The organism is Lysinibacillus telephonicus, assembly GCF_039654155.1.
Lineage (GTDB): Bacteria > Bacillota > Bacilli > Bacillales_A > Planococcaceae > Ureibacillus > Ureibacillus telephonicus.
This window is the reverse complement of record NZ_CP155468.1, coordinates 779,109-805,562: the sequence shown is the minus strand read 5'-3', so window position 1 is coordinate 805,562 and position 26,454 is coordinate 779,109. Positions and strand designations below refer to the sequence as shown.

28 protein-coding genes are annotated in these 26,454 nt (G+C 37.7%); all 28 read right to left on the bottom strand.

Annotation, left to right across the window (positions count from 1 at the left end; all coding sequences use genetic code 11):
- Positions 1–191: 191 nt before the first annotated feature.
- The 28 genes from murA to MKY04_RS03740 all read right to left on the bottom strand — a co-directional run bounded on the left by murA (position 192) and on the right by MKY04_RS03740 (position 26,230).
- Positions 192–1,523, bottom strand: coding sequence for a UDP-N-acetylglucosamine 1-carboxyvinyltransferase (murA, locus tag MKY04_RS03875; protein ID WP_346235335.1), 1,332 nt, complete (start codon positions 1,521–1,523; stop codon positions 192–194).
- Between the two features lie 366 nt (positions 1,524–1,889).
- Positions 1,890–2,132, bottom strand: a complete 243-nt coding sequence (locus MKY04_RS03870; protein WP_346235334.1) for a DUF1146 family protein — start codon at positions 2,130–2,132, stop codon at positions 1,890–1,892.
- A gap of 56 nt (positions 2,133–2,188) precedes the next feature.
- Positions 2,189–2,596, bottom strand: coding sequence for a F0F1 ATP synthase subunit epsilon (locus MKY04_RS03865; protein WP_346235333.1), 408 nt, complete (start codon positions 2,594–2,596; stop codon positions 2,189–2,191).
- A gap of 24 nt (positions 2,597–2,620) precedes the next feature.
- Positions 2,621–4,036 (bottom strand): F0F1 ATP synthase subunit beta, encoded by a 1,416-nt coding sequence (gene atpD, locus MKY04_RS03860; protein ID WP_126295298.1) that lies wholly within the window; start codon positions 4,034–4,036, stop codon positions 2,621–2,623.
- 49 nt (positions 4,037–4,085) lie between these two features.
- Entirely contained in the window at positions 4,086–4,949 is an 864-nt protein-coding gene (gene atpG, locus MKY04_RS03855) for an ATP synthase F1 subunit gamma (protein WP_126295297.1), read from the bottom strand.
- A 55-nt stretch (positions 4,950–5,004) separates the two neighbouring features.
- On the bottom strand, positions 5,005–6,513 hold the full coding sequence (gene atpA, locus MKY04_RS03850; protein WP_126295296.1) for a F0F1 ATP synthase subunit alpha: 1,509 nt from the start codon (positions 6,511–6,513) through the stop codon (positions 5,005–5,007).
- A gap of 28 nt (positions 6,514–6,541) precedes the next feature.
- Positions 6,542–7,078, bottom strand: coding sequence for a F0F1 ATP synthase subunit delta (locus MKY04_RS03845; RefSeq protein WP_346235332.1), 537 nt, complete (start codon positions 7,076–7,078; stop codon positions 6,542–6,544).
- A complete protein-coding gene (atpF, locus tag MKY04_RS03840; RefSeq protein ID WP_126295294.1) occupies positions 7,075–7,593 on the bottom strand; it encodes a F0F1 ATP synthase subunit B in 519 nt (172 codons plus the stop codon). The genes MKY04_RS03845 and atpF overlap by 4 nt, the downstream gene beginning before the upstream one ends.
- 195 nt (positions 7,594–7,788) lie before the next feature.
- Positions 7,789–8,001 (bottom strand): F0F1 ATP synthase subunit C, encoded by a 213-nt coding sequence (gene atpE / locus MKY04_RS03835; protein WP_036200106.1) that lies wholly within the window; start codon positions 7,999–8,001, stop codon positions 7,789–7,791.
- Positions 8,002–8,075: 74 nt separating this feature from the next.
- Positions 8,076–8,789: a F0F1 ATP synthase subunit A gene (atpB, locus tag MKY04_RS03830; protein WP_346235331.1), complete on the bottom strand. Its 714-nt coding sequence runs from the start codon at positions 8,787–8,789 to the stop codon at positions 8,076–8,078.
- 31 nt (positions 8,790–8,820) lie between these two features.
- On the bottom strand, positions 8,821–9,192 hold the full coding sequence (locus MKY04_RS03825; RefSeq protein ID WP_126295292.1) for an ATP synthase subunit I: 372 nt from the start codon (positions 9,190–9,192) through the stop codon (positions 8,821–8,823).
- Positions 9,193–9,706: 514 nt separating this feature from the next.
- Positions 9,707–10,828, bottom strand: coding sequence for a non-hydrolyzing UDP-N-acetylglucosamine 2-epimerase (gene wecB / locus MKY04_RS03820; RefSeq protein WP_126295291.1), 1,122 nt, complete (start codon positions 10,826–10,828; stop codon positions 9,707–9,709).
- A 209-nt stretch (positions 10,829–11,037) separates the two neighbouring features.
- On the bottom strand, positions 11,038–11,667 hold the full coding sequence (gene upp, locus MKY04_RS03815; RefSeq protein ID WP_126295290.1) for a uracil phosphoribosyltransferase: 630 nt from the start codon (positions 11,665–11,667) through the stop codon (positions 11,038–11,040).
- Between the two features lie 372 nt (positions 11,668–12,039).
- Complete coding sequence (gene glyA / locus MKY04_RS03810) at positions 12,040–13,299, bottom strand: serine hydroxymethyltransferase (RefSeq protein ID WP_126295289.1); 1,260 nt, start codon at positions 13,297–13,299, stop codon at positions 12,040–12,042.
- A gap of 209 nt (positions 13,300–13,508) precedes the next feature.
- Entirely contained in the window at positions 13,509–14,066 is a 558-nt protein-coding gene (locus tag MKY04_RS03805; RefSeq protein ID WP_126295288.1) for a TIGR01440 family protein, read from the bottom strand.
- Positions 14,067–14,076: 10 nt separating this feature from the next.
- Positions 14,077–14,514: a ribose 5-phosphate isomerase B gene (gene rpiB / locus MKY04_RS03800; protein WP_126295287.1), complete on the bottom strand. Its 438-nt coding sequence runs from the start codon at positions 14,512–14,514 to the stop codon at positions 14,077–14,079.
- A gap of 312 nt (positions 14,515–14,826) precedes the next feature.
- On the bottom strand, positions 14,827–16,122 hold the full coding sequence (locus tag MKY04_RS03795) for a methyl-accepting chemotaxis protein (protein ID WP_126295286.1): 1,296 nt from the start codon (positions 16,120–16,122) through the stop codon (positions 14,827–14,829).
- Entirely contained in the window at positions 16,112–16,570 is a 459-nt protein-coding gene (locus tag MKY04_RS03790) for a low molecular weight protein arginine phosphatase (RefSeq protein WP_126295285.1), read from the bottom strand. Before MKY04_RS03790 ends, MKY04_RS03795 begins: the two co-directional genes overlap by 11 nt.
- 16 nt (positions 16,571–16,586) lie before the next feature.
- Positions 16,587–17,099 carry a manganese efflux pump MntP family protein gene (locus MKY04_RS03785; RefSeq protein WP_126295284.1) on the bottom strand — a complete coding sequence of 171 codons (513 nt, stop codon included), beginning with the start codon at positions 17,097–17,099 and terminating at the stop codon, positions 16,587–16,589.
- Positions 17,100–17,310: 211 nt separating this feature from the next.
- Positions 17,311–18,327, bottom strand: a complete 1,017-nt coding sequence (locus MKY04_RS03780; RefSeq protein ID WP_126295283.1) for an L-threonylcarbamoyladenylate synthase — start codon at positions 18,325–18,327, stop codon at positions 17,311–17,313.
- A 103-nt stretch (positions 18,328–18,430) separates the two neighbouring features.
- Positions 18,431–19,027 carry a stage II sporulation protein R gene (locus MKY04_RS03775; protein WP_185807773.1) on the bottom strand — a complete coding sequence of 199 codons (597 nt, stop codon included), beginning with the start codon at positions 19,025–19,027 and terminating at the stop codon, positions 18,431–18,433.
- 45 nt (positions 19,028–19,072) lie between these two features.
- The gene (gene prmC, locus MKY04_RS03770; protein ID WP_126295281.1) at positions 19,073–19,933 is read right to left on the bottom strand and encodes a peptide chain release factor N(5)-glutamine methyltransferase; all 861 of its coding nucleotides are present in this window, start codon (positions 19,931–19,933) and stop codon (positions 19,073–19,075) included.
- Positions 19,923–20,999 (bottom strand): peptide chain release factor 1, encoded by a 1,077-nt coding sequence (gene prfA / locus MKY04_RS03765; protein WP_126295280.1) that lies wholly within the window; start codon positions 20,997–20,999, stop codon positions 19,923–19,925. The genes prmC and prfA overlap by 11 nt, the downstream gene beginning before the upstream one ends.
- Positions 21,000–21,260: 261 nt before the next feature.
- Positions 21,261–21,833, bottom strand: a complete 573-nt coding sequence (locus tag MKY04_RS03760) for a thymidine kinase (RefSeq protein WP_126295279.1) — start codon at positions 21,831–21,833, stop codon at positions 21,261–21,263.
- Positions 21,834–22,040: 207 nt separating this feature from the next.
- Positions 22,041–22,241 carry a 50S ribosomal protein L31 gene (rpmE, locus tag MKY04_RS03755; RefSeq protein ID WP_126295278.1) on the bottom strand — a complete coding sequence of 67 codons (201 nt, stop codon included), beginning with the start codon at positions 22,239–22,241 and terminating at the stop codon, positions 22,041–22,043.
- 212 nt (positions 22,242–22,453) lie between these two features.
- Entirely contained in the window at positions 22,454–23,737 is a 1,284-nt protein-coding gene (gene rho, locus MKY04_RS03750; protein ID WP_126295277.1) for a transcription termination factor Rho, read from the bottom strand.
- Positions 23,738–23,885: 148 nt separating this feature from the next.
- Positions 23,886–24,848, bottom strand: coding sequence for a class II fructose-bisphosphatase (glpX, locus tag MKY04_RS03745; RefSeq protein WP_126295276.1), 963 nt, complete (start codon positions 24,846–24,848; stop codon positions 23,886–23,888).
- 101 nt (positions 24,849–24,949) lie between these two features.
- Positions 24,950–26,230, bottom strand: a complete 1,281-nt coding sequence (locus tag MKY04_RS03740) for a UDP-N-acetylglucosamine 1-carboxyvinyltransferase (RefSeq protein WP_126295275.1) — start codon at positions 26,228–26,230, stop codon at positions 24,950–24,952.
- Positions 26,231–26,454: the final 224 nt, after the last annotated feature.

Sequence of the window (26,454 nt, the reverse complement as noted above, 5' to 3'; positions counted from 1 at the left end):
TTAAATTTCAACTCGACTTGATGCATTATTTATGAGATTTCATTTAAATTCCTCGCAAAATAGCTATTTTTAAACAGCAAAACGGCAAAATTCTCAAGAAAGAATTTTGCCGTTGAATTAGTCATATTTAATTATTACATTTCATAATAATAATTAAGTAGAGATAGAGACCCGCATTGTGCCTGGATCCTTTAAATTTCTACAGTTTGTTCTTTTTCTTTGGATAAAGAAACTTTATCATCTTGCTTAACGTCAGTATCATCGTCAATACGTTCGATATTAGCACCAAGAGAAGCAAGTTTATTATGGAAGTTCACATATCCCCGATCTAGATGGTGCAATTTTGTAATGCGAGTAATACCATTCGATACAAGACCAGCCAAAATTAATGCGGCAGCTGCACGCAAGTCTGTAGCACTTACTTCTGCACCCTGTAATTTTACTGGACCTTCAATAAAGACAGAACGTCCTTCTATTTTTGCCTGTGCATTCATTCGACGGAATTCTTCAACATGCATAAAGCGGTTTTCAAATACCGTTTCAGTAATAATACTCGTACCTTCAGCAGTTAATAGTAATGCCATCATCTGTGCTTGCATATCTGTTGGGAAGCCAGGATGTGGCATCGTTTTAATATCAACAGCTTTAAGCGGGTTTGTCGCACGTATACGTAAACCTTCATTTTCCTCGATTACTTCAACGCCCATTTCACGCAGTTTTGCTATTAAGGCAGTCATATGCTCCGGAACAGCATTTTCGATGAACACATCACCTCGAGTAATTGCAGCTGCAACCATAAATGTCCCAGCTTCAATTCGGTCTGGAATAATGTGATGTGTTACACCATGTAATTCTTTTACACCATCAATTCGAATAGTGTCTGTTCCTGCTCCAACTACACGACCGCCCATACCGTTAATAAAGTTAGCTAAGTCAACAATTTCAGGCTCTTTAGCCGCATTTTCGATAATCGTTGTACCTTTAGCTAAAGCGGCAGCAGTCATTATATTCTCTGTTGCTCCTACACTAGGAAAATCTAAATAGATTTCTGCGCCATGTAAACCATCCACAGTCTTTGCTTCAACGAATCCATGACCAAATGAAATTTTAGCTCCCATTGCTTCAAAGCCTTTTAAATGCAGTTCAATAGGACGTGAACCGATTGCACAACCTCCTGGCAATGCGACACGGGCATACCCATTGCGTGCTAGTAGTGATCCCATCACTAAAATCGAAGCACGCATTTTACTTACATATTCAAATTGTGCTTCACTTGATAATTGTTTTTCTGCATTTATATGAATTTCATTTTGTTCTTCGTTATAGATTACATTTGCATTTAAACTTTTTAGTACTTCATTTATTGTATGAACATCCGCTAAATTCGGAACGTCTTTTATAATATTTATATTCTTAGAAGCTAGTAATGATGCTGCTAGAATTGGTAGTACGGCATTTTTGGCTCCTTCTACTTTTACGACTCCTCGTAATTTCTGGCCTCCCGTAACAATTATTTTCTCCACAATTCGTCCCTCCGAATTCAATTGTCCAAAACTGTTAAACCTTGTCAGTTAGTTTATTCTATTACACACACAGACTATCACTATGATACTGCTTTTATTTTGGTTAAACAAGCATCCAAATCACTATTTTACTCTAAAATTCAATATTTATCTACAACTTTATATTACGCTGCATTAAACATATTGGTGAATTTAACATGGGTGAAAAATGAATTTTTAGTTGGAAAACGCCTAATCTACTCTTTCAAATTTCAACAATATTACCCAGGAAATATACAATTATATGTTATGTAACGACAAACGAGACATCATTTACCCTTACATAACATATAAAAATTATACATAAACGACAAAAAAGGTGACTTCCTAAGAAAAAATATAATGTAACTTTTGTGACCAGTTTGAAAAGTCTAATACAAAGTTAGATACACTCGAACCTATTGCGATACTTAATAAAATGTAAATTAATTGAATTTGAACTGTTCTTCCTTTTTTAAATAACTGATCTAAACGAAATGCCTGTAATGCATAAAATGTAATTGCAATAAATAAAAGATGCGAAAATATACCTAAAACTGATTGGATACCTAGAGTATGATATACTTCCATTTAAAATTCCTCCTAACCTATGTAAAAAAGCGGACAGTCACGCTGTCCGCTTAATTTTAAAGATTACCCTCATGAACGCTGATACGATTGATCGCACGTTTTAAAGCTAGCTCAGCGCGTTTGAAATCGATGTCATCTTGTTTCTTTTGAAGACGTTCTTCTGCACGTGCCATTGCTTCTTTAGCACGAGCAACATCAATATTAGCTGCTAATTCAGCAGAAGGAGCTAATACCGAAATTTGTTCAGGACGCACTTCAATGAAACCACCACTAACGGCTACAACTTCTTGTGAACCGTCTTCTTTTTTAAGTGTAACAGCACCAATTGCAAGTGGGGCAACTAAAGGAATATGTCCTGGAAGAACCCCAATTTCACCAGAAACTGTTTTAGCGATAACCATTGCGACTTCTGAATCGTATACTGGGCCGTCGGGAGTGACAATGTTGACTTGAACTGTCTTCATATTTTTTCCTCCTCGTCCCTAGTGTTATACCTCTACGCCCATGCTTTTCGCTTTTTCTACTACCTCTTCAATGCTACCAACTAAACGGAAAGCATCTTCTGGTAAGTGATCGTATTTACCTTCAAGGATTTCCTTGAATGAACGAACAGTATCTTTTACGTGTACAAAAGAACCTGGTTGACCAGTGAATTGTTCCGCAACATGGAAGTTTTGAGATAAGAAGAATTGAATACGACGAGCACGTTCAACTGTTTGCTTATCTTCATCAGATAATTCATCCATACCTAAGATGGCGATAATATCTTGTAATTCGTTATAACGTTGTAACGTCATTTGAACGCCACGTGCAACAGCATAGTGTTCTTCACCAACGATTTCAGGTGATAATGCACGTGAAGTAGATGCTAATGGATCCACCGCTGGGTAAATACCCATCTCAGATAATTTACGCTCTAAGTTAGTTGTTGCATCTAAGTGAGCGAAAGTTGTAGCTGGCGCTGGGTCAGTATAGTCATCGGCTGGTACATAAATCGCTTGGATAGATGTAACAGAACCTTTGTTTGTTGATGTGATACGTTCTTGTAAGTTACCCATTTCAGTAGCAAGTGTTGGTTGGTAACCTACCGCAGAAGGCATACGACCTAATAGGGCAGATACTTCAGAACCAGCTTGTGTGAAACGGAAAATGTTGTCGATGAATAAAAGTACGTCTTGACCTTGTTCATCACGGAAGTATTCAGCCATTGTAAGACCAGTTAAAGCAACGCGCATACGTGCTCCAGGTGGCTCGTTCATTTGTCCGAATACCATTGATGTTTTGCTGATAACGCCAGAGTCACTCATTTCGTGGAATAAGTCGTTACCTTCACGAGTACGTTCACCTACACCCGCGAATACAGAGATACCACCGTGACCTTGAGCGATGTTGTTGATTAATTCTTGAATTAATACAGTTTTACCTACACCGGCACCACCGAATAAACCTACTTTACCACCTTTAATATAAGGAGCTAATAAGTCTACTACTTTAATACCTGTTTCTAGGATTTGTACTTCTGTAGTTAATTCATCAAATTTTGGAGCTTCGCGGTGAATTGAATCACGACGAGCTTCCGCTGGGATTTCTTCTCCTAAGTCGATAACTTCACCTAGTACGTTGAATACACGTCCTAAAGTTACATCACCAACTGGTACAGAGATTGGATTTCCTGAGTCTGTAACTTCTGCACCACGTTGTAAGCCGTCAGTAGATGACATGGCAATTGTGCGGACAGAATCGTCACCTAAGTGAAGAGCTACTTCTAAAGTTAAAGTAACTGGTTCTTCATTTGGACGTTCAATCTTAACAGTTAAAGCGTTATAGATTGCTGGTAATTGGCCGTTGCTGAATTTAACGTCAACAACTGGACCCATTACTTGAATAACGTGTCCTATGTTCATTCCTGTGTATCCTCCTATCGTACTTTTATACGAAATGGTGAAAGCTGCCCTATTCTAAGGCTGCAGCTCCACCAACGATTTCTGTAATTTCCTGTGTAATCGCCGCTTGACGCGCACGGTTGTATACAAGAGATAAGTTGCTAACAAGTTCATTAGCATTATCAGTTGCAGTTTTCATCGCTGTCATACGAGCAGCATGTTCACTAGCTTTACCATCTAATAAAGCACCATAAATCAAGCTTTCAGCATATTGTGGAAGTAAGACTTCTAGAATTGCTTCACCTGATGGTTCGAATTCATAAGAAGCAGATACGCCTTCGCTTGCTGGAGCCAAATCAGTAATTGGTAATACCTTTTTCTCAGTAACTTCTTGTGAAATAACACTGACAAAGTGGTTATAGTACATATAAAGTTCATCATATGTACCATCAGCGAACATACCAACAGCTTTACGAGCGATTTGTTTAACGTCTGAGAAAGAAGGTTGGTCTGGTAAACCAACAATACTATCTAATACGTTGTAACCACGTTTTACGAAATAATCACGAGCAACACGACCGACTGCAAAAATCACATATTCATCTTTTGATTTGTGACGTTCGTTTAAAGTGCGTGTTAATTGACGTAAGATACTTGAGTTATAAGCACCTGCAAGACCACGGTCAGAACCAATTACAAGATAAGCTGTTTTCTTTACAGGACGAGAAACTAACATCGGGTGTGATGCGTCAGTACTACCTGATGCGATTGCAGCAACCACATCTTGCACTTTTTCCATGTAAGGGACATACGATTTTGCATTTTGCTCTGCACGTTTACTTTTAGAAGCAGAAACCATTTGCATGGCTTTCGTCATTTGACTCGTTTTCTTCGTTGAAGTAATACGACCTTTTATTTCACGTAAGTTTGCCACTGGTATTTCACCACCTTTTCGTTTTTAATCACAAAACACATTGTACTATTCGAACTTACTCTGATTTAGCAAAAGTCTTTTTGAATTCGTTAAGAGCTGCTGCCATTTCTTCATCAGATGGAAGTTCTTTTGTAGTGCGAATATGATCTAAAACGTTTGTGTGGTTTACATCTAACCAGCTGTATAATTCAGCTTCGAAACGAGTGATATCTTGAACAGGAATATCATCTAGGAAACCACGAGTTAAAGCGTAAAGAATTGTTACTTGCTTTTCTACTTTGATTGGTTTGTTTAGGTCTTGTTTAAGAACCTCAACTGTACGTTTACCACGTTCTAACTTAGCAAGAGTAGCTTTATCTAAATCTGAACCAAATTGTGCGAATGATTCAAGTTCACGGTAAGCAGCTAAGTCAAGACGTAGTGTACCAGCAACTTTTTTCATCGCTTTAATTTGCGCAGAACCACCTACACGTGATACAGAAAGACCGGCGTTGATCGCTGGACGTACACCTGAGTGGAATAAGTTAGATTGTAAGAAAATTTGTCCATCAGTGATTGAGATAACGTTTGTTGGGATGTATGCAGAGATATCCCCAGCTTGCGTCTCAACGAATGGAAGAGCTGTAATCGAACCATTTTTATATGTTTCGTTTAATTTTGCAGCACGCTCTAAAAGACGGCTGTGTAAGTAGAATACGTCACCAGGGTAAGCTTCACGACCTGGAGGACGACGTAATAATAATGATAGTTCACGGTAAGCTGCAGCTTGTTTTGATAAATCATCGTATACGATTAATACGTGTTTACCTTGCAACATAAACTCTTCAGCCATAGATACACCAGCATAAGGAGCTAAGTATAATAATGGAGCTGGTTGAGAAGCTGAAGCAGTTACAACGATTGAGTAATCTAATGCACCGTGTTTACGAAGTGTTTCAACTACGCCACGTACTGTAGATTCTTTTTGACCAATAGCAACATAGATACAGATCATATCTTGGTCTGCTTGGTTAAGAATTGTATCGATTGCAATCGAAGTTTTACCAACTTGACGGTCACCGATAATTAACTCACGTTGACCACGACCGATTGGTACAAGTGCGTCAATCGCCTTAATACCAGTTTGTAATGGTTCGTGTACTGATTTACGAGCCATTACACCGAAAGCTGGACTTTCGATTGGACGAGATTTTGTAGTGTTGATTGGGCCTTGACCATCCACTGGTTGACCAAGTGGGTTTACAACGCGACCAATTAGTTCTTCACCAACTGGTACTTCCATAATACGGCCAGTTCGACGTACTTCATCGCCTTCTTTAATGTCTAAGTATGGTCCTAAAATAATGATACCAACGTTTCCTTCTTCTAGGTTTTGTGCCATACCCATGACACCATTTGAGAACTCTAATAATTCTCCAGCCATGACATTGTCGAGGCCATGAGCACGAGCGATACCGTCACCAACTGTGATTACAGTACCAACTTCGCTTACTTCTAATTCAGATTGGTAGTTTTCAATCTGCTTTTTTATCAGCACGCTGATTTCTTCAGCTTTGATGCCCATGAATGTCACCTCTCACATTTCTATTTAATTAACCAACTAACGTACGTTTTAGACCCTCTAGCTTGTTCGCTACAGTGTTGTCAAAAATGTAGTTGCCGATTTGAACTCGTACACCACCAAGTAAAGATGGTTCAATTACGTTTGTAATGTTTAAATTTTCTTTACCAACTAATTTACCAAAAGTAGAAGAGATTTCTGATTTTTCTTGTTCAGTAAGTTCACGAGTAGAGAAAACTGTACTATCTGCAAAGCCTTGTGCTTCTGCAGCTAGAACTTTGAATTCTTGTGCTAAGTAGCCAACTTCGTTCACACGTTTCTTATCAATAAGAAGTTCAAGCGTGTTCACTACGATTGGATTCGCACTTGCAAAAATTTCAGCTACTATTTGTTTTTTGCGTTCAATTGAGAATTTTGGAGAAGAAAGCAATGAAAGTAATTCAGGTGTTGTCTCAATTACTTTTACTAACTCCTCAAGATCATTGTTGACTTCTTCAACAACTTTTTTCTCTTGAGCTAATTGAAACAATGCGTCGGCATAGCGCTTAGCTACAGTAGACTTACTCATTTCGCTTCGCCTGCCTTCGCAATCGTTTCTTTAATTAATGCACTATTGTCCTCTTCAGAAATTTCTTTTCCAAGAACTTTAGATGCAGCAAGAACTGATAGTGAAACGACTTCTTCACGAACTGCAGCGATTGCTTTTTCTTTTTCTGTTTCGATTTCACGAACAGCTGATTCTTTTATGCGGTTTGCTTCTGTACGAGCCGCAGTGATAATTTCATCACGTTGTACTTCGCCTTGTTTTTTAGCGCTCTCAATAATGACCTGCGCTTCTGTGCGAGCTTCTTTTAATAAACTTTTTTGTTCTTCTAATAATTTCGCAGATTCCTTGCGAGCGTTTTCAGCTGCTTCAATTTCGCTAGCAACTAACTCTTCACGTTGTTGCATAACGCCCATTAATGGACCCCACGCAAATTTCTTTAGAAGGAACATTAAAATAAGGAATATCACAAGTGTCGCAATGACATCCCCACTATTAAAAGGACCTTCAGCACCTAGAACTAGGTAATCAAAATTCACGATTGTTTCACTCCCTTCAAGAGCTTTCAAGAATAATATCTAGCTTGTTGCTGCTAAGCAAAAGCTATCTTTATCTATAGTGTACTGCTTTAACATTCAAATTTAAAAAATGGAAAATTCTTGCGAATATTAATACAAAAGGAATGGCGAAGCTTCTTCTAAGTGGAAAATTCTTCGCCACATTTTATTCGATAATTATCGGTTCATTACGATGAATGCTACTACTACTGCGATAATCGGTAGGGCTTCAACTAACGCTACCCCGATGAACATAGTAGTTTGAAGAACGCCGCGTGCTTCTGGTTGACGAGCGATACCTTCTACTGTACGTGATACGATAAGACCGTTACCAATACCTGCACCAAGTGCACCTAAACCGATTGCTATTGCTGCTGCTAATAAACCCATTGAAAATTTCCTCCTTGGAATTGTTTGTATTTTTGTTTTTTAAGCATCTAATGTATTACACTAAAAGCTTTATATTAATGGTCCTCACTCACTTTGTGAGATAAGTAAACCATCGTTAACATTGTAAAGATAAAGGCTTGGATAAAGCCGATAAAGATAGAGAATCCTATCCATGCCATTCCTGGAATAAAACCACCCAAGAATCCTAAGAAGCCTGTTCCGGCAATACCTGCAATTAAGCCAAGTAAAATCTCACCAGCATAAATGTTACCGTAAAGACGTAGACCTAACGTTAAAGTGTTGGCAAACTCCTCTACAATTTTTAATGGAAACATGAATGACATTGGTTGGAAGAATGTGCCGAAATAATGTTTGGCACCACGCATTTTAATACCGTAGTATGTTGCTAATACCATAACCATTGCTGCTAATGTTAAAGTAACAGTTGGATCAGCAGTTGGAGATTTCCACCATAACTTGTGATGGATCACAATCCCTGAGAACGGTAGACCAAGCAAGTTAGCAACTGCGATAAACATAATTAGCGTGATCCCTAAAATGTGGAATCGGCCACCTGTTTTCCAGTCCATATTGCTTTGGATAATTCCCTTTACGAAATCCATAACCCATTCCATAAAGTTTTGCATGCCAGTTGGTTTTAGCTTTAAGTTACGTGTTGCAAAAAATGCAATTAAAAACACAATAATTGCAGTAATAACAAGCATAAGAACTGTTGATAAATTGAATGTTAAGAATCCTATCGTCAGCAGTGGAGCTTCATGATTCATTATTGCATTCACCTCACTTTCTTTAGTTACCTTAATTGTTTCTAATAAGATATACGATTACCCCGACAACAAGGAAAACGTATGGAATCATTAGCCCTATGATTGTGCTAATAGTATGGAAATATTGTGGCAACGTAATTGCGATAGCGACTGCTGCAATACCTGATCCAAAGCGCAAAGCTGAACCTAGTGATACTACTTTTTTTCCCTCACTTATGGAACGATCAAACTTGTCCATTCTTCGAACAAGAATCCAAAAGTTATAAGTACCAAAGCAAGCACCAACAGCTATGCCAGCAAAAACTGTAGAGTATGCAGTAAAGCCCCATCCTAATGCACAAAGAGCGAGCAAAAAAAATAACGCTTTCTTCTGCATAGCGAAAATGTGATGCAAATCTAGCATTGGCAAATTATCTCCCAAATCTTTTTCGAGTAAATTGTTTAATCGTCCTACTTAAGGAATCAAGCGTAGCGAAAGTATTACAAGCGGTTTCAATAATACGAAAAAATAATAAAAAATTCTTGTTTACATAAAAATCTTTTATTTATCTGTTATTTTCACCACTGTAAACATTTAGTATTCAGACGCCTGAAAACGTTGCAAATTGACAATTATTAGTTTCAACTGCCAATCTAGTAGAAACTTGATATAACAAGCGTTTCGGGGGTCAAATTTTGACTCGAAACCCTTATCATTCTTACCCTTTGTAAGCATACAATAGGGGAAAATTGATGTCAATTAGTTCAGGTGAAAAACTTCACAACTAAAGAAACATTGTCAAATTGTTGACAAATTTGTGATGTAGTTTTGAAATTATTGAATGGGGCATTTTATCAAATTAGTAATTTAATTTTAAAAACCCCCATAATTTGTTATTCTTTTAAGCTTCTAACATCGAAACTTTGATACTGTCATATTATTCACTTTTTTCTAAAAAACTAATCAGCGCCTCAACAATTCTTCGTGATGCTTCCCCATCGCCGTATGGATTTGATGCGTGGGCCATTTTCTCATATGCATTTGCATCTTCTAAAAGCTCTTTTGCTAGTAGATAGATTGTTTCTTCTTCAGTACCTGCAAGCTTCAATGTCCCCGCTGCAATCCCTTCTGGGCGTTCTGTTGTATCACGTAAAACAAGCACTGGTTTTCCAAGCGAAGGAGCTTCTTCTTGAATTCCACCAGAATCAGTTAAAATCATGTATGACCGCGCCGCAAAATTATGGAAGTCAAATACTTCCAACGGTTCGATTAAATGGATGCGCGGGTCATTTCCAAGAATCTCATCTGCAACTTCTCGAACAGCGGGATTTAAATGTACTGGATAGATAACTTGTACATCTTGATGTTCAGCTAAAATGCGTTTTATCGCTCGGAACATATTGCGCATAGGTTGACCAAGATTTTCTCTGCGATGTGCAGTTAGTAAGATTAAACGATCATCACCGACTTTTTCTAAAACTGGGTGGTGGTAGTTTTCACGAACTGTTGTTTTTAACGCATCTATTGCCGTATTCCCTGTAACAAAAATCGCTTGCTCATTTTTATTTTCTTTTAGCAAGTTTTCCTTTGAATTTTCAGTCGGTGCGAAATGCAAATCTGCCATTACCCCTGTTAATTGGCGGTTCATTTCTTCAGGGTATGGAGAATATTTATTCCCTGTACGCAATCCTGCCTCGACATGTCCGATAGCAATTTGATTGTAAAAGGCAGCTAGACTTCCAACAAAAGTTGTCGTCGTATCACCATGGACTAACACGATGTCTGGTCTTGCATCTTTCATTACTCCATCAAGACCATGAAGTGCATTTGTCGTTACATCAATTAATGTTTGGCGATCCTTCATAATATTCAAATCGTAATCTGGCTGTATTTCAAAAGTTTCTAATACTTGGTCAAGCATTTGGCGATGCTGTGCCGTTACAGTTACGATAGATTCGATTTTATCTGGATGCTTTTGTAGCTCTAGTACGAGCGGAGCCATTTTAATTGCTTCTGGTCTCGTTCCGAATATGGTCATTACTTTCCACTTTCTACTCAAACGAATTGCACCATCCTTTATTATGTGCTGTATTGTAGGTTTCCAATATGTGTTCGGATTACCTGCTTTTTGTAAAGAAGTGAAGGGGGTTGGGCTAACCTAGGTCAGCATGGGTAACAACCTACTCTGAGCCCCCTTTTATTATAGTAAAGCTGCTAAATCTGCCCTGTTTTGTAAAACAGAACTACGCGAAAACTTTATTACCAAGATTACTTTGTCCCAAATAAACGGTCGCCTGCATCGCCTAAACCTGGAACAATGTAGCCGTGGTCATTAAGTTTTTCATCAAGTGCTGCAATGTAAATATCTACATCAGGATGCTCATCTTGAATTGCTTTTACGCCTTCTGGAGCAGCGATTAAACACATGAACTTGATATTTTTAGCTCCGCGCGTTTTTAATGAATTAATAGCTTCTACAGCTGAACCACCTGTTGCAAGCATTGGGTCTACTACTATAAATTCACGTTCCTCAACGTCTGCTGGAAGTTTTGCATAATATTCTACAGGTTTTAATGTTTCAGGATCACGGTATAGACCAATATGTCCTACTTTTGCAGCTGGAATTAGTTTTAAAACACCGTCTACCATGCCAATTCCTGCACGTAAGATTGGAACAATAGCAAGTTTCTTCCCTGAAAGCACTTTTGTTTTTGCTGTAGTTACAGGAGTCTCGATTTCGATTTCCTCTACCGGCATATCACGAGTAATTTCAAATGCCATTAATGTTGCTACTTCGTCAACAAGTTCACGGAATTCTTTTGTTCCTGTGTTTTTATCACGAATATACGTTAGCTTATGCTGAATTAATGGGTGATCAAATACATATACTTTGCTCAATGTGGTTCGCTCCTAACTATATCTAATCGTGGCAATCATTTAGTAAATATCATACCAACTAAATGAAATTTCACTTTATCTAGCCTAGTATATCAAAAAAAGTCATAACATAAAACATTATGTCGAATGAATGAAGTTTCTTAACTAGGTTCTTTTAATAGCTTGTTTCTTATCACTCTAATTTGTGAAGTTATCGCTCCCCTTTATGAACTTATCACCCTGATTTGTGAAGTTATCACTCCCTTCTATGACCTTATCACCCTGATTTGTGAAGTTATCACCTACTTTTGTGAATTAATCACTCATTTAAGGAAATCTATTCCCCTAAAAAAATCCCCATCCAATATAAATTGGACGAGGATTCGCTTTTAATTAAATATTTGTTACTAATTCTTCATAAATTGGATATTTGTCAGTTAAAGCTTTTACGCGGTCAGCAGCTTCTTTTTTAACAGCTTCATCTTCTGGATTTTTAAGAAGTTTAGCAATGATTAAACCAACTTCCTTCAAATCTTCTTCTTTGAAGCCACGGCTAGTTACTGCAGCAGTACCTAGACGGATACCAGAAGTGACGAAAGGTTTTTCTTCATCGTAAGGGATTGTGTTTTTGTTGGCAGTGATTCCTACTTCATCAAGTAAATGCTCTGCTACTTTACCAGTTAAACCAACTGATTTTACATTTACTAATAATAAATGGTTATCGGTACCACCAGAAACTAGCTCTAAGCCTTCTGATACTAATGTTTCAGCTAACACTTTAGCGTTTGCTTTAATTTGTTTTGCGTATTCTTTGAATTCTGGCTGCAACGCTTCACCAAATGCAACAGCTTTTGCAGCGATAACGTGCATTAGCGGACCACCTTGAATACCTGGGAATACGGATTTATCAATCTTTTTACCCCACTCTTCTGAAGTTAAGATTAATCCACCACGTGGGCCACGTAATGTTTTATGAGTAGTTGAGGTTACAAAATCAGCATATGGAACTGGAGATTGGTGTTCACCAGCAGCCACAAGACCAGCGATATGTGCCATATCCACCATGAAGTAAGCACCAACTTCATCAGCGATTTCACGGAATTTTTTAAAGTCGATTTCACGTGGATAAGCAGAAGCACCAGCTACAATTAATTTTGGCTTATGTTCTAATGCTTTTGCGCGTACATCTTCATAATCAATAACATTTGTATCTTTTGTTACGCCGTACTCTACAAATTTATATTGAATTCCAGAGAAGTTAACAGGTGAACCGTGCGTTAAGTGGCCACCATGAGAAAGGTTCATCCCTAACACTGTGTCGCCTGGTTCAAGAACTGTGAAGTATACAGCCATGTTAGCTTGTGCACCTGAGTGTGGTTGAACGTTTGCATATTCTGCACCAAAGATTTGTTTTACACGATCACGTGCAATATCCTCAACTACATCTACATGTTCACATCCGCCATAATAGCGTTTGCCTGGATAACCTTCAGCATATTTATTTGTTAATACTGAACCTTGTGCTTCCATTACCGCTTCTGAAACAATGTTCTCAGATGCAATTAATTCAATGTTTGCCTGTTGGCGCTTTTTCTCTGCTAAAATTCCTTCAAGTACCGCTTTATCTTGTGCTGCTAGTTTTTCATATGCCATTGTTAAAAATCCCCCTAATCATTCATTTGTTTTATATAGTAAGAAAAGCGTAAGCACCCTAATAAAAATCGCTCCTCTCATGACATTATCAAATCTGTCACCTCAAGGGGCTGGGTGGCTCTTGCTAGTCATTCTTCAAAAAATTTACACTTCTTATTCTATGAAAAAATCTAAATGGTCTCTATCGAATCTCTATAAAATTTTAAGTATTATTCGCTCTGTCTTACATAAATAGCACGCGCTCCACCTATTAGCTTAGGCCGAGTAGTCGCTGCTGTAACGATTGCATCTCCAATTTGACGAATAGAAGTACGTACTGGAATGGCGACTTCCTTTAAATGCATACCAATTAACGTTTGACCAATATCAATTCCTGCATGTGCGCTAACCCGCTCGACAACTACTGGATTTTCCATTTGTGTATAGGCATAAGCCGACATCGAGCCTCCAGCGTGTTTTACTGGAATAACTGTTACCGGTTCCAATGAATATTTCTCCGCTGCTTCATATTCCATCGTTAATGCACGGTTAATATGTTCACAGCCCTGAAAAACTAAATAAATATCATGTTTTTTGGCAAAGCGTGCAAATACTTCGTAAAGTGCTTCAGCTACTTCCATTGCTCCAGCAGTTCCAATTTTGGATCCAACAATTTCAGAGGTAGAACAGCCAATAACAAACAATTGCTTTGATTTGAATTGCACTTGTTGTTCAAGTTCATTTAACAACTGAGACAATTGATTTTGCGAGTGTTGTAATGAAGTCATTCGTTGACACTTACCCTTCAAGCTCAGAAATTTTGTCAATGCGTCGAGTGTGGCGACCACCTTCAAAGTCTGTATTTAACCACGCTTTTACGATTTCACATGCAAGGCCTGGCCCGATGACACGTTCCCCCATTGCTAGTACGTTCGAATCGTTGTGACAGCGAGTCGCTTTTGCACTAAACACGTCATGAACTAATGCACAACGAATGCCTTTTACTTTATTTGCGGCAATGGACATTCCGATTCCTGTTCCGCAAATTAAGATTCCACGATCAAATTTACCGCTGGCAACACCATCCGCTACTGGTTTAGCATAATCAGGGTAATCAACAGAATCCGAAGATTGTGGACCAAAATCTTCATAGCTAATATCAAGATCGTCTAATAGTGACATAATTTCCTTACGTAAATTATTGCCGCCATGGTCTGAAGAAATTGCAATTTTCACTATGTTACCTCCTACACTCTTGTTTCATCAACAGTGTACCACTTATTGTTGAAGAATAACATGTATTTTGCAAAGAAATATAGAATATTTTTAGTAAAATACGAATGTTTTTGCTTACAAATAATACAACGTTCACTTTTTGGCTAAAAAATAGTTAAATTTTAATATTATAATTCGTATATAGCGTATTACATCGTGAAACAACGAAAAATTCCGAATATTTTGTGTGTCAATATTTTTTTCAATTAACATCTGGTATACAACAAAAAAAGCCCCGAAAATTCATCTAGTAGAATTCCGGAACTTTTCTAATTAATTGGATCTATCAAATTGTTGAATCATTTTGTATAGCTGTTCAGATTGACGTTTTAAATCCTGTGAAAGTCTTTCAACTTCTTCAATTGCATATGCTTGTTCTTCTGTAGAGCCTCGAACTTCCTGTGCACCTGCCGAAGTTTCTTGAGCAATCGCAGCAACCTCTTGTGATTGACGAGCTGTTGTTTCAATATTGGTCATTTGCTTTTCAATTAATTGTGAAATATCGACAACTGCATCTGCCATTTCGCGAACACTTGAAGCCATCCCTTCAACAGTAGCCGTTGTCTCTGAAACTTTCGATGACTCATTCACTGCAAAAGTAACTTGCTCATTCATTTGTTTAACAACTATATTTACATTTTCTTGCATCGTTTGAATAAGAGCGGTAATTCCTTGAACTGCTTTTGCACTCTCATCTGCTAAACTACGAACCTCTTCTGCCACAACTGCAAACCCTTTACCATGTTCGCCAGCACGGGCCGCCTCTATGGAAGCATTTAAAGCTAGTAAATTAGTTTGAGCAGCAATGTCGCCTACTAAACTAATAATTCTTTCAATTTGTTCAGCATTTTTTTCTAACTGATGAATGTTATCTAGTGCTTTTTCATTGCCTTTTGCAATTTGTTGAATACTATTTACTAAACCTTGGATTGAATCTGTTGTTAATTTTAAATTTTGAATTATCTGACGCGATTGAGTAGCAGAGTTTAACGCACGAGAGTTTACTTCTGAAGCTAAAACACGTACATCCTCGATAGCTTCCACCGTTTCTTGAACTGCTGCCGCTGAAGCTTCAGCACCCTCTGAAATTTGACCGACAGTGCTTGCAATTCCCTCTGCTTTTCTAGATGCTGAGGATGTTTGCTCAGACAATTCAATAATTGTGTTATTTGTTTTTTGGAAATTGCCGTCAATGCTATCAACCATTTGTCTTAAGTTAGTCAGCATTAATTGGAACGCTTCTGCAACAGAACGGATCTCATCATTTGTTCTCGGCATTTCAACATCTTGACCAATTTTACCCTCCGCCACACGAGTAGCGGTTTTTTCTAGCTGCTGCAACGGTTTTACTAAAACAGAACTACAAATTGCAGCTAAAATACAAGACCAAGTAATTCCCAATACATATGTAATAATTTCAAATAATATTTGATTTTCTATAATTGATGAGAAGAATGCTTCATGTAGAAAATGAATAAATACAAAACTTGTAGAATACGTAACAAGGGCAAGAACCCCAACAAATAAAACTAATTTCCTGCGCAAGCTAAAAGTTTTATTACTTTTCATTATTCGTGCGACCCCCAGTAATCTTTAATTGTAATTCGTCAATTAGTTTTTTTAATTCTAGAAAAGTTTGTTTATAAGTATAAATGTCTCCTCCAAATGGATCTGAAACATCTTTTGAACTATAAGGTGCCACGAATTCTTTTAAAGTAAATGTTTTGTTTTGTCCATTTGGGAAAGTATGAAGGATCATATTTTTATGTGCCAACGTCATTGTTAAAATTAAATCAGCCCACTCGATATCTTCTTTCTTTACTTGAGCAGTAACATGTTCAAACTGAATCTGGTTTTGCTCAAGAACTGCGTTTGCATTTTCGGAAATTTCCCCTCCCTCTAATGCATAAATTCCTGCAGATTTTACTTGAAGACCTTCAATGTTTTTACTTTTTAAAATAGCCTCAGCCATAGGACTTCTACACGTATTCCCAGTACATACAAAATAAATATTCATGTTGTCACTCTTCCTCTTAAGAATTATCGATACTGTTGATGAATGTATAAATACTAATTACGATTAATGAAATACCTGCTAGCCATTTTATACTATCGCCTTTAAAAGTAAAGCGGCTTCTTGCAATTTGCAAGGATATGTATGATAGAACAAAAGTACATAGTCCCGCACTAAGTATAAATAAATACTTTTGTAAGTTAAGCATACCAAAAGAAATGCTAACTGAAAAGGTATCTAAACTTGCTGTTACTGCTAAAATCGAGATTGGAATCGCTATAATTTGACGATTTTTTGTCGAAAGAATTAATTGAAGTCCAATAAAAAATAATAAAATACTCGAAATTAAGCTGGACCATTGTAATAGCATGTTCATTATCCATCTTCCTAGAGTAAACCCTATTATTGGAAAAAACATATGTAATATACCTGTATACAAAGATAGTATAAATCGTCTTTTTACATCTGGCAGCAGTAGATAAAGAGCTACTACATCCAAAGCGACAATGAGTCCCGTAAGTATTTCCTGCAAAATAGTCCTCTTTCCTATTTATTGATTTGTACTATCTTATGCCTCGTCCTCTTTTAATATCATTCCTAGTTTACATTGCTATAAAAAAAGAAACTGTTCGAAATGTCTTTACACTCGGAGCTTATTAGAAGGATGCGAAATACTGCAGGAGTAGTTGCTAGAGACGGAGAGAGGCTGCCCAGAATTCACTTCTAGACAGCCCCCCTGATAACTAAAAATTAAACCACTTGCCACCAGCGGCTTTTTGCAATCGATTCATAATAGCAGCGCCGACTCCCTCTGTTGTTGTCTCTGTTGCTAAGATTATTGCTGCGTCTGTTTTATCACAAGCTCTTAAAGCATCATATAGTTTATCGCCTTCTTCACCAAATGGGAAGAAATAATCTGCCTTTAACTCTTTAAACTGATCTGGTGCAAGTAATGCAACTTTATTCCCTTCATTTTTCAGCTTCAACAAAGCCTTTTCAACAACGTCTTTATTGCTTTCAATTAAATAGACAGGAGCGTTTGGAGCATAATGCGTGTATTTCATCCCTGGTGCCTTTGGTGTTGAATCGAGCTTTTGCTGTTCATGATTGGGCTGGATGACTTGTCCAATTACTCCCTCTAGCATTTCTTTCGTAACTCCGCCTGGACGCAGGATAACTGGTGGATTTACGGTAACATCTAAAACTGTAGATTCCAAACCAATTCCTGTTACTCCACCATCTACAATAAGCGGGATACGTCCACGAAGATCTTCTTCTACATGAATTGCTTTTGTTGGACTTGGTTTTCCACTTCGATTTGCACTTGGCGCAGCGACTGGCTTTTTCAGTCTTCTTAATAATTGCAATGCTACTCCATGACTGGGCATACGCATTCCGACAGTCGATAAACCAGCTGTTACACTCGGAGCTAGAACATCTTTTTTTGCTTTCATAATAATCGTTAATGGACCCGGCCAAAAAGCGTCCATTAGTTTTCTAGCGTTTTCAGGAATTTCCTCTATATAATTTGTAATTTCTTCAATCGTGCCAATATGTACGATTAATGGGTTATCTGAAGGACGGCCTTTTGCTTCAAATATTTTTTTTACCGCCAAATCATTTGTTGCAACTGCTCCTAAACCATATACGGTCTCTGTCGGAAACGCGACAACTTCCCCATTATTTAATAAATCCACAGCTTGTGAATAACTTTCCTCATTATCCCCATCACTATCCACAAGCACTCGAACTGTTTCCATCCTTCCAACTCCTTTATTAAAAGGCATTTTCATTATGTTATACACAATATGTGGATAATTATATACTACCTGTGCATAATTTTTAAAATTTTGTTGATAAATTTTAGTTAAATAATTTCTTTATCCATTCCCAAACAAGAAACTTCACTTCTTTTTCTTCAGCTTCTTCGGATTTTTTAGTGTCTTCTTTTTCACTTGGACGCTCACAAACATTTGGAAAAATGCTGCACCACCAATTATCCCCACGACCGTCTCCAATCGTTAAAACGATGGAATTATAAAAATATTGTGGATAAAATGTATTGGCCGCTATTTTTGGCGGGATTAAATTTTCCCCAATATTAATTTTCACATCAGCCTGTGCATAATTTTTTTCCACAAAAGCAGCTAGCTGTTCATATATTTCTTCATTACCTGCATTGGAAATTTCATTTTCTTGAATTTGCTTAAAATATGGTGTTAGACTTGCAACCATTTCACTTTTTAATTGTTGATCTGCTGCTGTATTACTATTTGCTATCACTCGAATTTTTAATGAATCGTCAACCAAATTATTTCTAGTTTCGTAGACTTCATTTATAAATTTCGGTAATAATAGAATGGCACAGAACACTGCTAATGAACACGCAATTAATTTTAATAGACTAAGTATCGGATAAACTGTTTTTTCAACTCTTGTAATCTCGTAATCGTTTAACATGATAAATTCCCTCCCTGACATCATAATTGGCAGGAAGAGAATTTTTTATACATGTATTTCACAAAAAACTAGTCGATTTTTTTTATTTATATCTTTTACGATTTCAATTTTCGCCTGTGGAAAACTAGATTTAAAGAAATTCTCTACTGCCTCCCCTTGTGTGTAGCCTATCTCAACACCAATTAAAGCAGGTTTATTTAATAATGCCGGCAGCTGTTCAGCTAGCTTTCGATATAGAATGAGGCCATTTTCCTCTGCAAAAAGTGCTGTATGTGGTTCATGCTCCAATACAACTTCTGACATTTCTTTGGCTTCATCGAAAGCAATATAAGGAGGATTGGATAAAATGACGTCCCATTTTTCATTGGCGATTGGTTTAGTTAAATCACCCATCCTAAAATCGATCGCTGCGTCTAGTTTATCAGCGTTTTTCTTTGCGGTTTGCAGTGCGTCGTTAGAAATATCTGTCGCTGTCACTTCTGCATTTGGCCATTCACCTTTCATGGTTACAGCGATAGCACCACTGCCCGTTCCGATGTCGGCTATTTTTACTTTGGCATTATGCCCAAATATTTTATTCATTCGTTCGATTGCACCAACAATCAATTCTTCTGTTTCAGGACGTGGAATTAGGACAGATTCATTGACTTCAAATTGTCTTCCGTAAAATTCTTCAACACCTGTAATGTATTGAACAGGACGACCTTTAGCATGCTGCTCTACATAGTCTTTAAACTGTTCTAAGTGGGCTGGTAAAATTTCATCATGCATTCGCATCATTAATCCCGAGTAATTGATTTGTAAAATATGCTGCATTAGTAGTCTTGCAGCGTTTTCGTCACGACCATGAGCTACTAAAAAAGAAGAAGCCCAACTAAGGGCCTCAAAAATTGTTTTATTGTTCATCGTTTAGACGTGCAAGTTTCGAAGCTTGCTCTTCTAACATTAATGCATCAATCACTTCATCCAGCTTACCTTCCATGATAATATCAAGCTTTTGAAGAGTTAAACCAATACGATGGTCTGTAACGCGGTTTTGTGGATAGTTGTATGTGCGAATACGTTCTGAACGGTCACCAGTACCTACTGCTGATTTACGAGTTGCATCAATTTCTTTTTGTGCTTCTTGTTGATACATATCGGCAACACGGGCACGAAGAATTTTCATCGCTTTTTCACGGTTTTTAATTTGCGAACGCTCATCCTGCATCGAAACAACCACACCAGTAGGAATGTGCGTCATACGAACAGCTGACATTGTCGTATTAACCGATTGCCCACCTGCACCAGATGATGCAAATGTATCTACACGAATATCTTTTTCATGAATTTCAACATCAACTTCTTCTACTTCTGGTAGACAGGCTACTGTAGCAGTTGACGTATGGATACGACCTTGTGATTCTGTTGCTGGAACACGTTGAACGCGGTGTGCACCGTTTTCAAATTTGAACTTAGAATAAGCACCTTGCCCGTTAATCATAAAGATAATCTCTTTATAACCACCCATTGCATTTGGTGTAGCTTCCATAATGTCGATTTTCCAGCCTTGTGCTTCAGCGTAGCGAGAATACATACGGAATAGATCCCCAGCAAAAATGTTTGCCTCATCCCCACCTGCTGCTCCGCGAATTTCCATAATAACGTTTTTATCGTCGTTCGGGTCTTTTGGAATTAAAAGAATTCGAAGGCGTTCTTCTAGTTCTGGAATGCGTGCATTTAATTCATTGAATTCTTCTTTTACCATTTCGTGCATATCAGGGTCTTTTTCAATTTCGAGCATTTCTTTTGCATCTGCTAGCTGTTGTTTAACTTCTTTATATTCACGATATACTTCAACCATCTCTTGGATATCTGATTGCTCTTTTGAGTATTCGCGAAGCTTTTTACTATCACTAACGACATCTGGATCGCTAAGTAATTCATTTAATCTTTCGTAACGGTCTTCAACCGCCTGTAATCGATCAAACATGGTTGGTTTCACCTCAATTATTTTGTGTTTGAAATTCGCTTTTTAGTTGATCCGCGAATTTTGGGGTTATCTTCTAAACTGTTGGGGTTATCCACCAAATTTTAGAGTTTATCCGCCAATTTTAGGGATGTATCCGCCAATTTTTAGGCTTTATCCGCCAAAATTTGAATTGTATCCGCCAATTTAATTCTCTCATTATTTTTGTACTATCTCATTATAAAGAAATTATGGGGAAATCGCTACATTCATAGTTAATGCAGCTTATAGCGGCGGGTTTACATGGCATTTTCGGCAAACCGGATAATATGTATCATTGCCACCGATTTGAATTTGTTCACCTGTGTAGACTGGCTTGTTATTTTCATCAACACGTAGGTTCATCGTTGCTTTTTTATGACAGAACCAACAAATCGTCTTCATTTCTTCAATTTTATCCGCGTAAATGAGCATATAACGACTTCCTTCAAACAGCTCGTTTTGGAAGTCATTTTTTAAGCCAAAGCCCATTACAGGAATGTTTAACTCGTCAACGATTTTAGTTAGCTGTAAAACATGTTCTTTTGTAAGAAATTGCACTTCATCCACTAAAACACAATAAAGTTTTTCAGGATAATTTTTTACATATTCAAATAGGTTTGTATCATTGAATACAGGTATCGCTTGGCGGCGAAGTCCAATACGGCTTGATACATATCCTACTTCATCTCTAGTATCAATCCCAGAAGTAAAAATTAATACCGGCTTATTTTGTTCTTCATAATTATGTGCAACTTTTAGAATTTCAATAGATTTTCCACTGTTCATTGCTCCATGCTTAAAAAATAATTGCGCCATGTTATATTGCGAACCTCTTTTCTATTTTATATGCTTTGTTTTTGAGCCTTTTACGCGGTTTCATAATTATTTACGCGGATTTGAGCTATTTTTATGCGGGTACATCAAATATTTAAGTGCTTTGAAAAGCATCCCACATTTTTCAGTAACATTATATATCTAAAAAATGCCTGCCAGCAGTTGCTTGGCAGGCATTTTATAAAGTTCTTATTTAAGACCGTATTTTTTGTTGAAACGATCCACACGTCCGTCAGCAGACGCGAATTTTTGACGTCCAGTATAGAATGGGTGGCACTCGTTGCAGAACTCAACAGTGATTTTTTCTTTAACTGAACCAGTTTCAAATGTGTTACCGCAAGAGCATGTTACTGTTGCAGTTTTGTATTCTGGATGAATTCCTTGTTTCATATTCGTTTCTCCTCTCGCCCTGAACCATCTGGAACAGAGTAATATTCGTACTGCGCCTTACATAACCCGAATATGCCAGTTACATATGCACACGTTACATACCTAAAAGATTATAGCAAGAATTAAAAATGAACGCAACAAAAAGATGAAATTGTATTTTTTCAGAAAAATAATCTCATTTCATTACAATGCGGCAAATCTCAAACTTTACTTTAGATTAACCCTTTTCCTTTTGTCGCCTTCTTCATATCTTCATTCAGTTTTTCGAAAAATTCATCATTAGTTTTCGTGCTGCGCAATTTTTTCAGGAAGCGTTCTGCAAAGTCAGGTGCATCTGAAAACGTTTTACGAATTGCCCATAATTTTTCTAGCTGTTCTGAAGGAATTAACAGCTCTTCTTTACGTGTACCTGAACGGCGAATATCAAGAGCTGGGAAGATTCGACGTTCTGCTAAATTACGGTCTAAATGAAGTTCGAGATTGCCTGTCCCTTTGAACTCTTCATAAATAACCTCATCCATACGTGAACCTGTATCAACTAATGCAGTTGCTAAAATTGTTAGGCTGCCGCCTTCTTCGATATTACGTGCAGAACCGAAGAAACGTTTTGGACGGTGGAACGCTGCTGGATCAATACCACCAGATAACGTACGTCCGCTTGGTGGAATGACTAAGTTATATGCTCGAGCCAGTCGTGTAATAGAATCCATTAAAATAATCACATCACGTTTATGTTCAACTAAACGGCGTGCACGCTCTAACACAAGTTCAGCAACCTTTACGTGATTTTCTGGCACCTCATCAAACGTAGAGCTAACAACATCTGCATTTACTGAACGTTCAATATCTGTTACCTCTTCAGGACGTTCATCGATTAATAAAACGATTAATTCAGCTTCTGGATAGTTAGTTGTAATAGCATTTGCAATCTCTTTTAATAGAGAAGTTTTCCCTGCTTTTGGCGGTGCAACAATTAAACCACGTTGTCCAAATCCAACTGGCGCTACCAAGTCCATAATACGAGTAGATAGCTTAGTAGGAGTTGTCTCAAGCTTGATATGTCGGTCAGGATAAAGTGGCGTTAATGCTGGAAAGTGAACACGTTCTTTTGCGACTTCCGGATCTTCACCGTTAACAGCATCGACTTGCAGTAATCCATAATAACGCTCGTTTTCTTTCGGTGGGCGGACCTTACCAGAAACTTTGTCACCATTACGTAGATCGAAACGGCGAATTTGTGAAGCAGAGATATAAATATCCTCTTTGGATGGTGAATAGTTAATTGGTCGAAGGAACCCAAACCCCTCTTGATTGACTATTTCAAGGACACCTTCCATGAAGAAGAAGCCTTCTTGTTCAGAACGTGATTTCAAAATAGCAAAAATTAACTCTTTTTTTGTTAATTTACTATAATATGAAATCTTATAATCACGTGCAAGAGCATATAACTCTTTTAACGTCATATTTTCTAATTGAGCTATTGTAAGAGCTGACATAGCATTTCTCCAGTCTTTTAATTTAATTTTTATATACTCATATGTTGGAAGTTTTCTCGCAGTAGGGTAATAAAGTAAGAAAAGATTGTAGGAAAGATGCCCGATTGAATAGAAGAGTTTTCATAATCAGGCATCTCAGTAATTGAAGTTATTTTACGTATCTAGGTTTTTTGTCAATACTATGACGACCTTCGATGAAACGAACTGTTCCAGTTTTTGCTCGCATTACTACCGAGTGCGTTAAGCAATAATCCCCTTTATATTGTACGCCTCTTAATAGCTCACTATCGGTTACAGCCGTTGCCGCAAAAATAGCATCGTCGCCTTTTACTAAGTCTTCTAAGTATAACACTTTATCTAAATCAATACCCATTTTTTTGCATCGCTCTACTTGAGCTTCATCTTCTGGTATTAATTTAGCTTGGAAGTCGCCGCCTAAACATTTTAATGCTACAGCTGAGATTACACCTTCTGGAGCACCACCAGTACCAAACATTATATCAATACCAGTCTCATCAAATGCAGTGCTAATTGCAGCATTTACATCTCCGTCTTGGATAAATTTAATGCGAGCGCCCGCTTCACGAATTTCATCTACAATATGTTGATGGCGAGGGCGATCTAATAAAATTGCCACAACATCTGAAATTTCTTTATTTTTAGCTTTTGCTACTGCTTTTAAATTATCTGTTACTGACGCATTTATGTCAACTTTTCCTGCTGCCTCTGGACCTACAGCTAATTTTTCCATATACATATCAGGTGCATTTAATAAGTTTCCACGGTCTGCAATTGCTAGAACTGTCATTGCTCCGTTTGTTCCTTTTGCAACGATGTTTGTTCCTTCAAGAGGATCGACTGCAATATCCACTTGTGGTCCGCCGTTACGTAGGCCAAGTTCCTCACCAATATAAAGCATTGGTGCTTCATCCATTTCACCTTCACCAATAACAACGGTACCATGCATTGGAATTGTATCGAATAAAGCGCGCATTGCTGTTGTTGCTGCATCGTCTGCTTCCTCTTTTAATCCGCGTCCCATCCATTTCGCAGAAGCGATTGCTGCTGCTTCTGTTACACGTACTACTTCCATCGTTAAACTACGTTCCATTCTTCATTTGCCTCCTGTTTTCGGCGAGTACCGAAACTATATGTTCCATCTATTGTAACATATTTTTTTCTATCTTAATTTTGGGTATTTTTCTCTATCTTTTACTCTGCTCTTTTAATGGTGCTCACAGCAATTGTTTCACGTCGAATATTAGCACCAAGGGCACATAACTTTTCAATAAGCGAGCTATAGCCTCGTTCAATATGATAAATATCTCGAATTTCAGTTTCACCTTCTGCAATTAATCCAGCTAAAACTAGTGCAGCTCCTGCTCGAAGATCTGTAGCAGTAACTTTTGAACCATGAAGTTTTGTAGGACCTTGAATGATTGCAGTATTTCCTTCAACCTTAGCGCTCGCATTCATGCGTCGTAGTTCATCAATATGTTTAAAACGAGCTGTGTAAATCGTATCAGTTACTTTTGAGGCACCGATTGCTTGTGTCATTAAAACGGAGAGCGGTTGTTGGACGTCAGTGGGGAACCCAGGGTATACAAGGGTTTTAACATCTACAGCTTGCAGTACATCCGTTCTTGAAATAAAGACGCTTTCTTCTCCCTCTATTACTTCGACACCCATCTCACGCAATTTTGCTGTCACTGCTTCCAAATGGAAAGGAATAATATTGTCAACAGTTACTCCATCACCTATAGCAGCGGCCATAATCATAAATGTAGCCGCCTCGATACGGTCTGGTATTATTGTATGTTTTGTACCATGTAGTTCATCTACTCCATCAATACGAATCACACTTGTACCCGCACCTTTTATATTTGCCCCCATATTATTTAATAAAGTGGCAACATCAATAATTTCAGGTTCTTTTGCAGCGTTTTCGATTACCGTACGACCTTCTGCCCGAACAGCTGCCAACATAATATTAATCGTTGCACCTACACTGGCAACGTCCAAGTAGATTTTCGCACCTTTTAATTCCTCTGCACGTAAATAGATGGCACCATGTTCGTTTGTAACCTTTGCCCCTAAAGCTTCAAATCCTTTAATATGCTGATCGATTGGACGCGGACCTAAAAAGCAGCCTCCTGGCAAACCAATAACTGCTTTTTTAAAGCGTCCTAACATTGCCCCCATTAAATAGTAAGACGCACGAAGTTTTTTTACATTTCCATTAGGTAAAGGAATTGCAAGCATATTTTTAGGATCTATCGTCATTTGACCATTTTCAAAACTAACTTCGCCACCAATTTCCTCCAACAATGCTTTTAGCGTCCAAGCATCTGAAATTTCTGGTATTCCACCAATAGTGACGGAAGAATTAGCTAAAATTGATGCGGGGATTAAAGCAACCGCACTATTTTTAGCTCCACTTATTTTGACTGTGCCTTTCAGACGGTTTCCGCCATTAATTTTATATACATCCATTGCGCGTTCTCCCTTATGATTGGAAAGTTTCACATATTATTTTCCTTACACTCTAAACTATCGCTCACTTTCTTAAAATAAGGTGATTAATTTCTTATTTTAATCATTACTATTATTATTTACCTTTTTTACATTTTAAAGCTCAATTTTAAAAAATTTTTCTCTATATATTATTTAATTTACAATTTTTGTTGACTGTTGGACTTGCCGCAATTGTATAAACC

Excerpts from the sequence above, each read along its gene's own strand:
- MKY04_RS03870 (WP_346235334.1), bottom strand. The coding sequence starts at position 2,132 with ATGGAAGTATATCATACTCTAGGTATCCAATCAGTTTTAGGTATATTT.
- MKY04_RS03865 (WP_346235333.1), bottom strand. The coding sequence starts at position 2,596 with ATGAAGACAGTTCAAGTCAACATTGTCACTCCCGACGGCCCAGTATAC.
- atpD (WP_126295298.1), bottom strand. The coding sequence starts at position 4,036 with ATGAACATAGGACACGTTATTCAAGTAATGGGTCCAGTTGTTGACGTT.
- atpA (WP_126295296.1), bottom strand. The coding sequence starts at position 6,513 with ATGGGCATCAAAGCTGAAGAAATCAGCGTGCTGATAAAAAAGCAGATT.
- MKY04_RS03845 (WP_346235332.1), bottom strand. The coding sequence starts at position 7,078 with ATGAGTAAGTCTACTGTAGCTAAGCGCTATGCCGACGCATTGTTTCAA.
- atpE (WP_036200106.1), bottom strand. The coding sequence starts at position 8,001 with ATGGGTTTATTAGCAGCAGCAATAGCAATCGGTTTAGGTGCACTTGGT.
- atpB (WP_346235331.1), bottom strand. The coding sequence starts at position 8,789 with ATGAATCATGAAGCTCCACTGCTGACGATAGGATTCTTAACATTCAAT.
- MKY04_RS03825 (WP_126295292.1), bottom strand. The coding sequence starts at position 9,192 with ATGCTAGATTTGCATCACATTTTCGCTATGCAGAAGAAAGCGTTATTT.
- glyA (WP_126295289.1), bottom strand. The coding sequence starts at position 13,299 with ATGGCATATGAAAAACTAGCAGCACAAGATAAAGCGGTACTTGAAGGA.
- MKY04_RS03805 (WP_126295288.1), bottom strand. The coding sequence starts at position 14,066 with ATGACTTCATTACAACACTCGCAAAATCAATTGTCTCAGTTGTTAAAT.
- MKY04_RS03795 (WP_126295286.1), bottom strand. The coding sequence starts at position 16,122 with ATGAAAAGTAATAAAACTTTTAGCTTGCGCAGGAAATTAGTTTTATTT.
- MKY04_RS03790 (WP_126295285.1), bottom strand. The coding sequence starts at position 16,570 with ATGAATATTTATTTTGTATGTACTGGGAATACGTGTAGAAGTCCTATG.
- MKY04_RS03780 (WP_126295283.1), bottom strand. The coding sequence starts at position 18,327 with ATGGAAACAGTTCGAGTGCTTGTGGATAGTGATGGGGATAATGAGGAA.
- MKY04_RS03775 (WP_185807773.1), bottom strand. The coding sequence starts at position 19,027 with ATGTTAAACGATTACGAGATTACAAGAGTTGAAAAAACAGTTTATCCG.
- prmC (WP_126295281.1), bottom strand. The coding sequence starts at position 19,933 with ATGAACAATAAAACAATTTTTGAGGCCCTTAGTTGGGCTTCTTCTTTT.
- prfA (WP_126295280.1), bottom strand. The coding sequence starts at position 20,999 with ATGTTTGATCGATTACAGGCGGTTGAAGACCGTTACGAAAGATTAAAT.
- MKY04_RS03760 (WP_126295279.1), bottom strand. The coding sequence starts at position 21,833 with ATGGCGCAATTATTTTTTAAGCATGGAGCAATGAACAGTGGAAAATCT.
- rpmE (WP_126295278.1), bottom strand. The coding sequence starts at position 22,241 with ATGAAACAAGGAATTCATCCAGAATACAAAACTGCAACAGTAACATGC.
- rho (WP_126295277.1), bottom strand. The coding sequence starts at position 23,737 with ATGTCAGCTCTTACAATAGCTCAATTAGAAAATATGACGTTAAAAGAG.
- glpX (WP_126295276.1), bottom strand. The coding sequence starts at position 24,848 with ATGGAACGTAGTTTAACGATGGAAGTAGTACGTGTAACAGAAGCAGCA.
- MKY04_RS03740 (WP_126295275.1), bottom strand. The coding sequence starts at position 26,230 with ATGGATGTATATAAAATTAATGGCGGAAACCGTCTGAAAGGCACAGTC.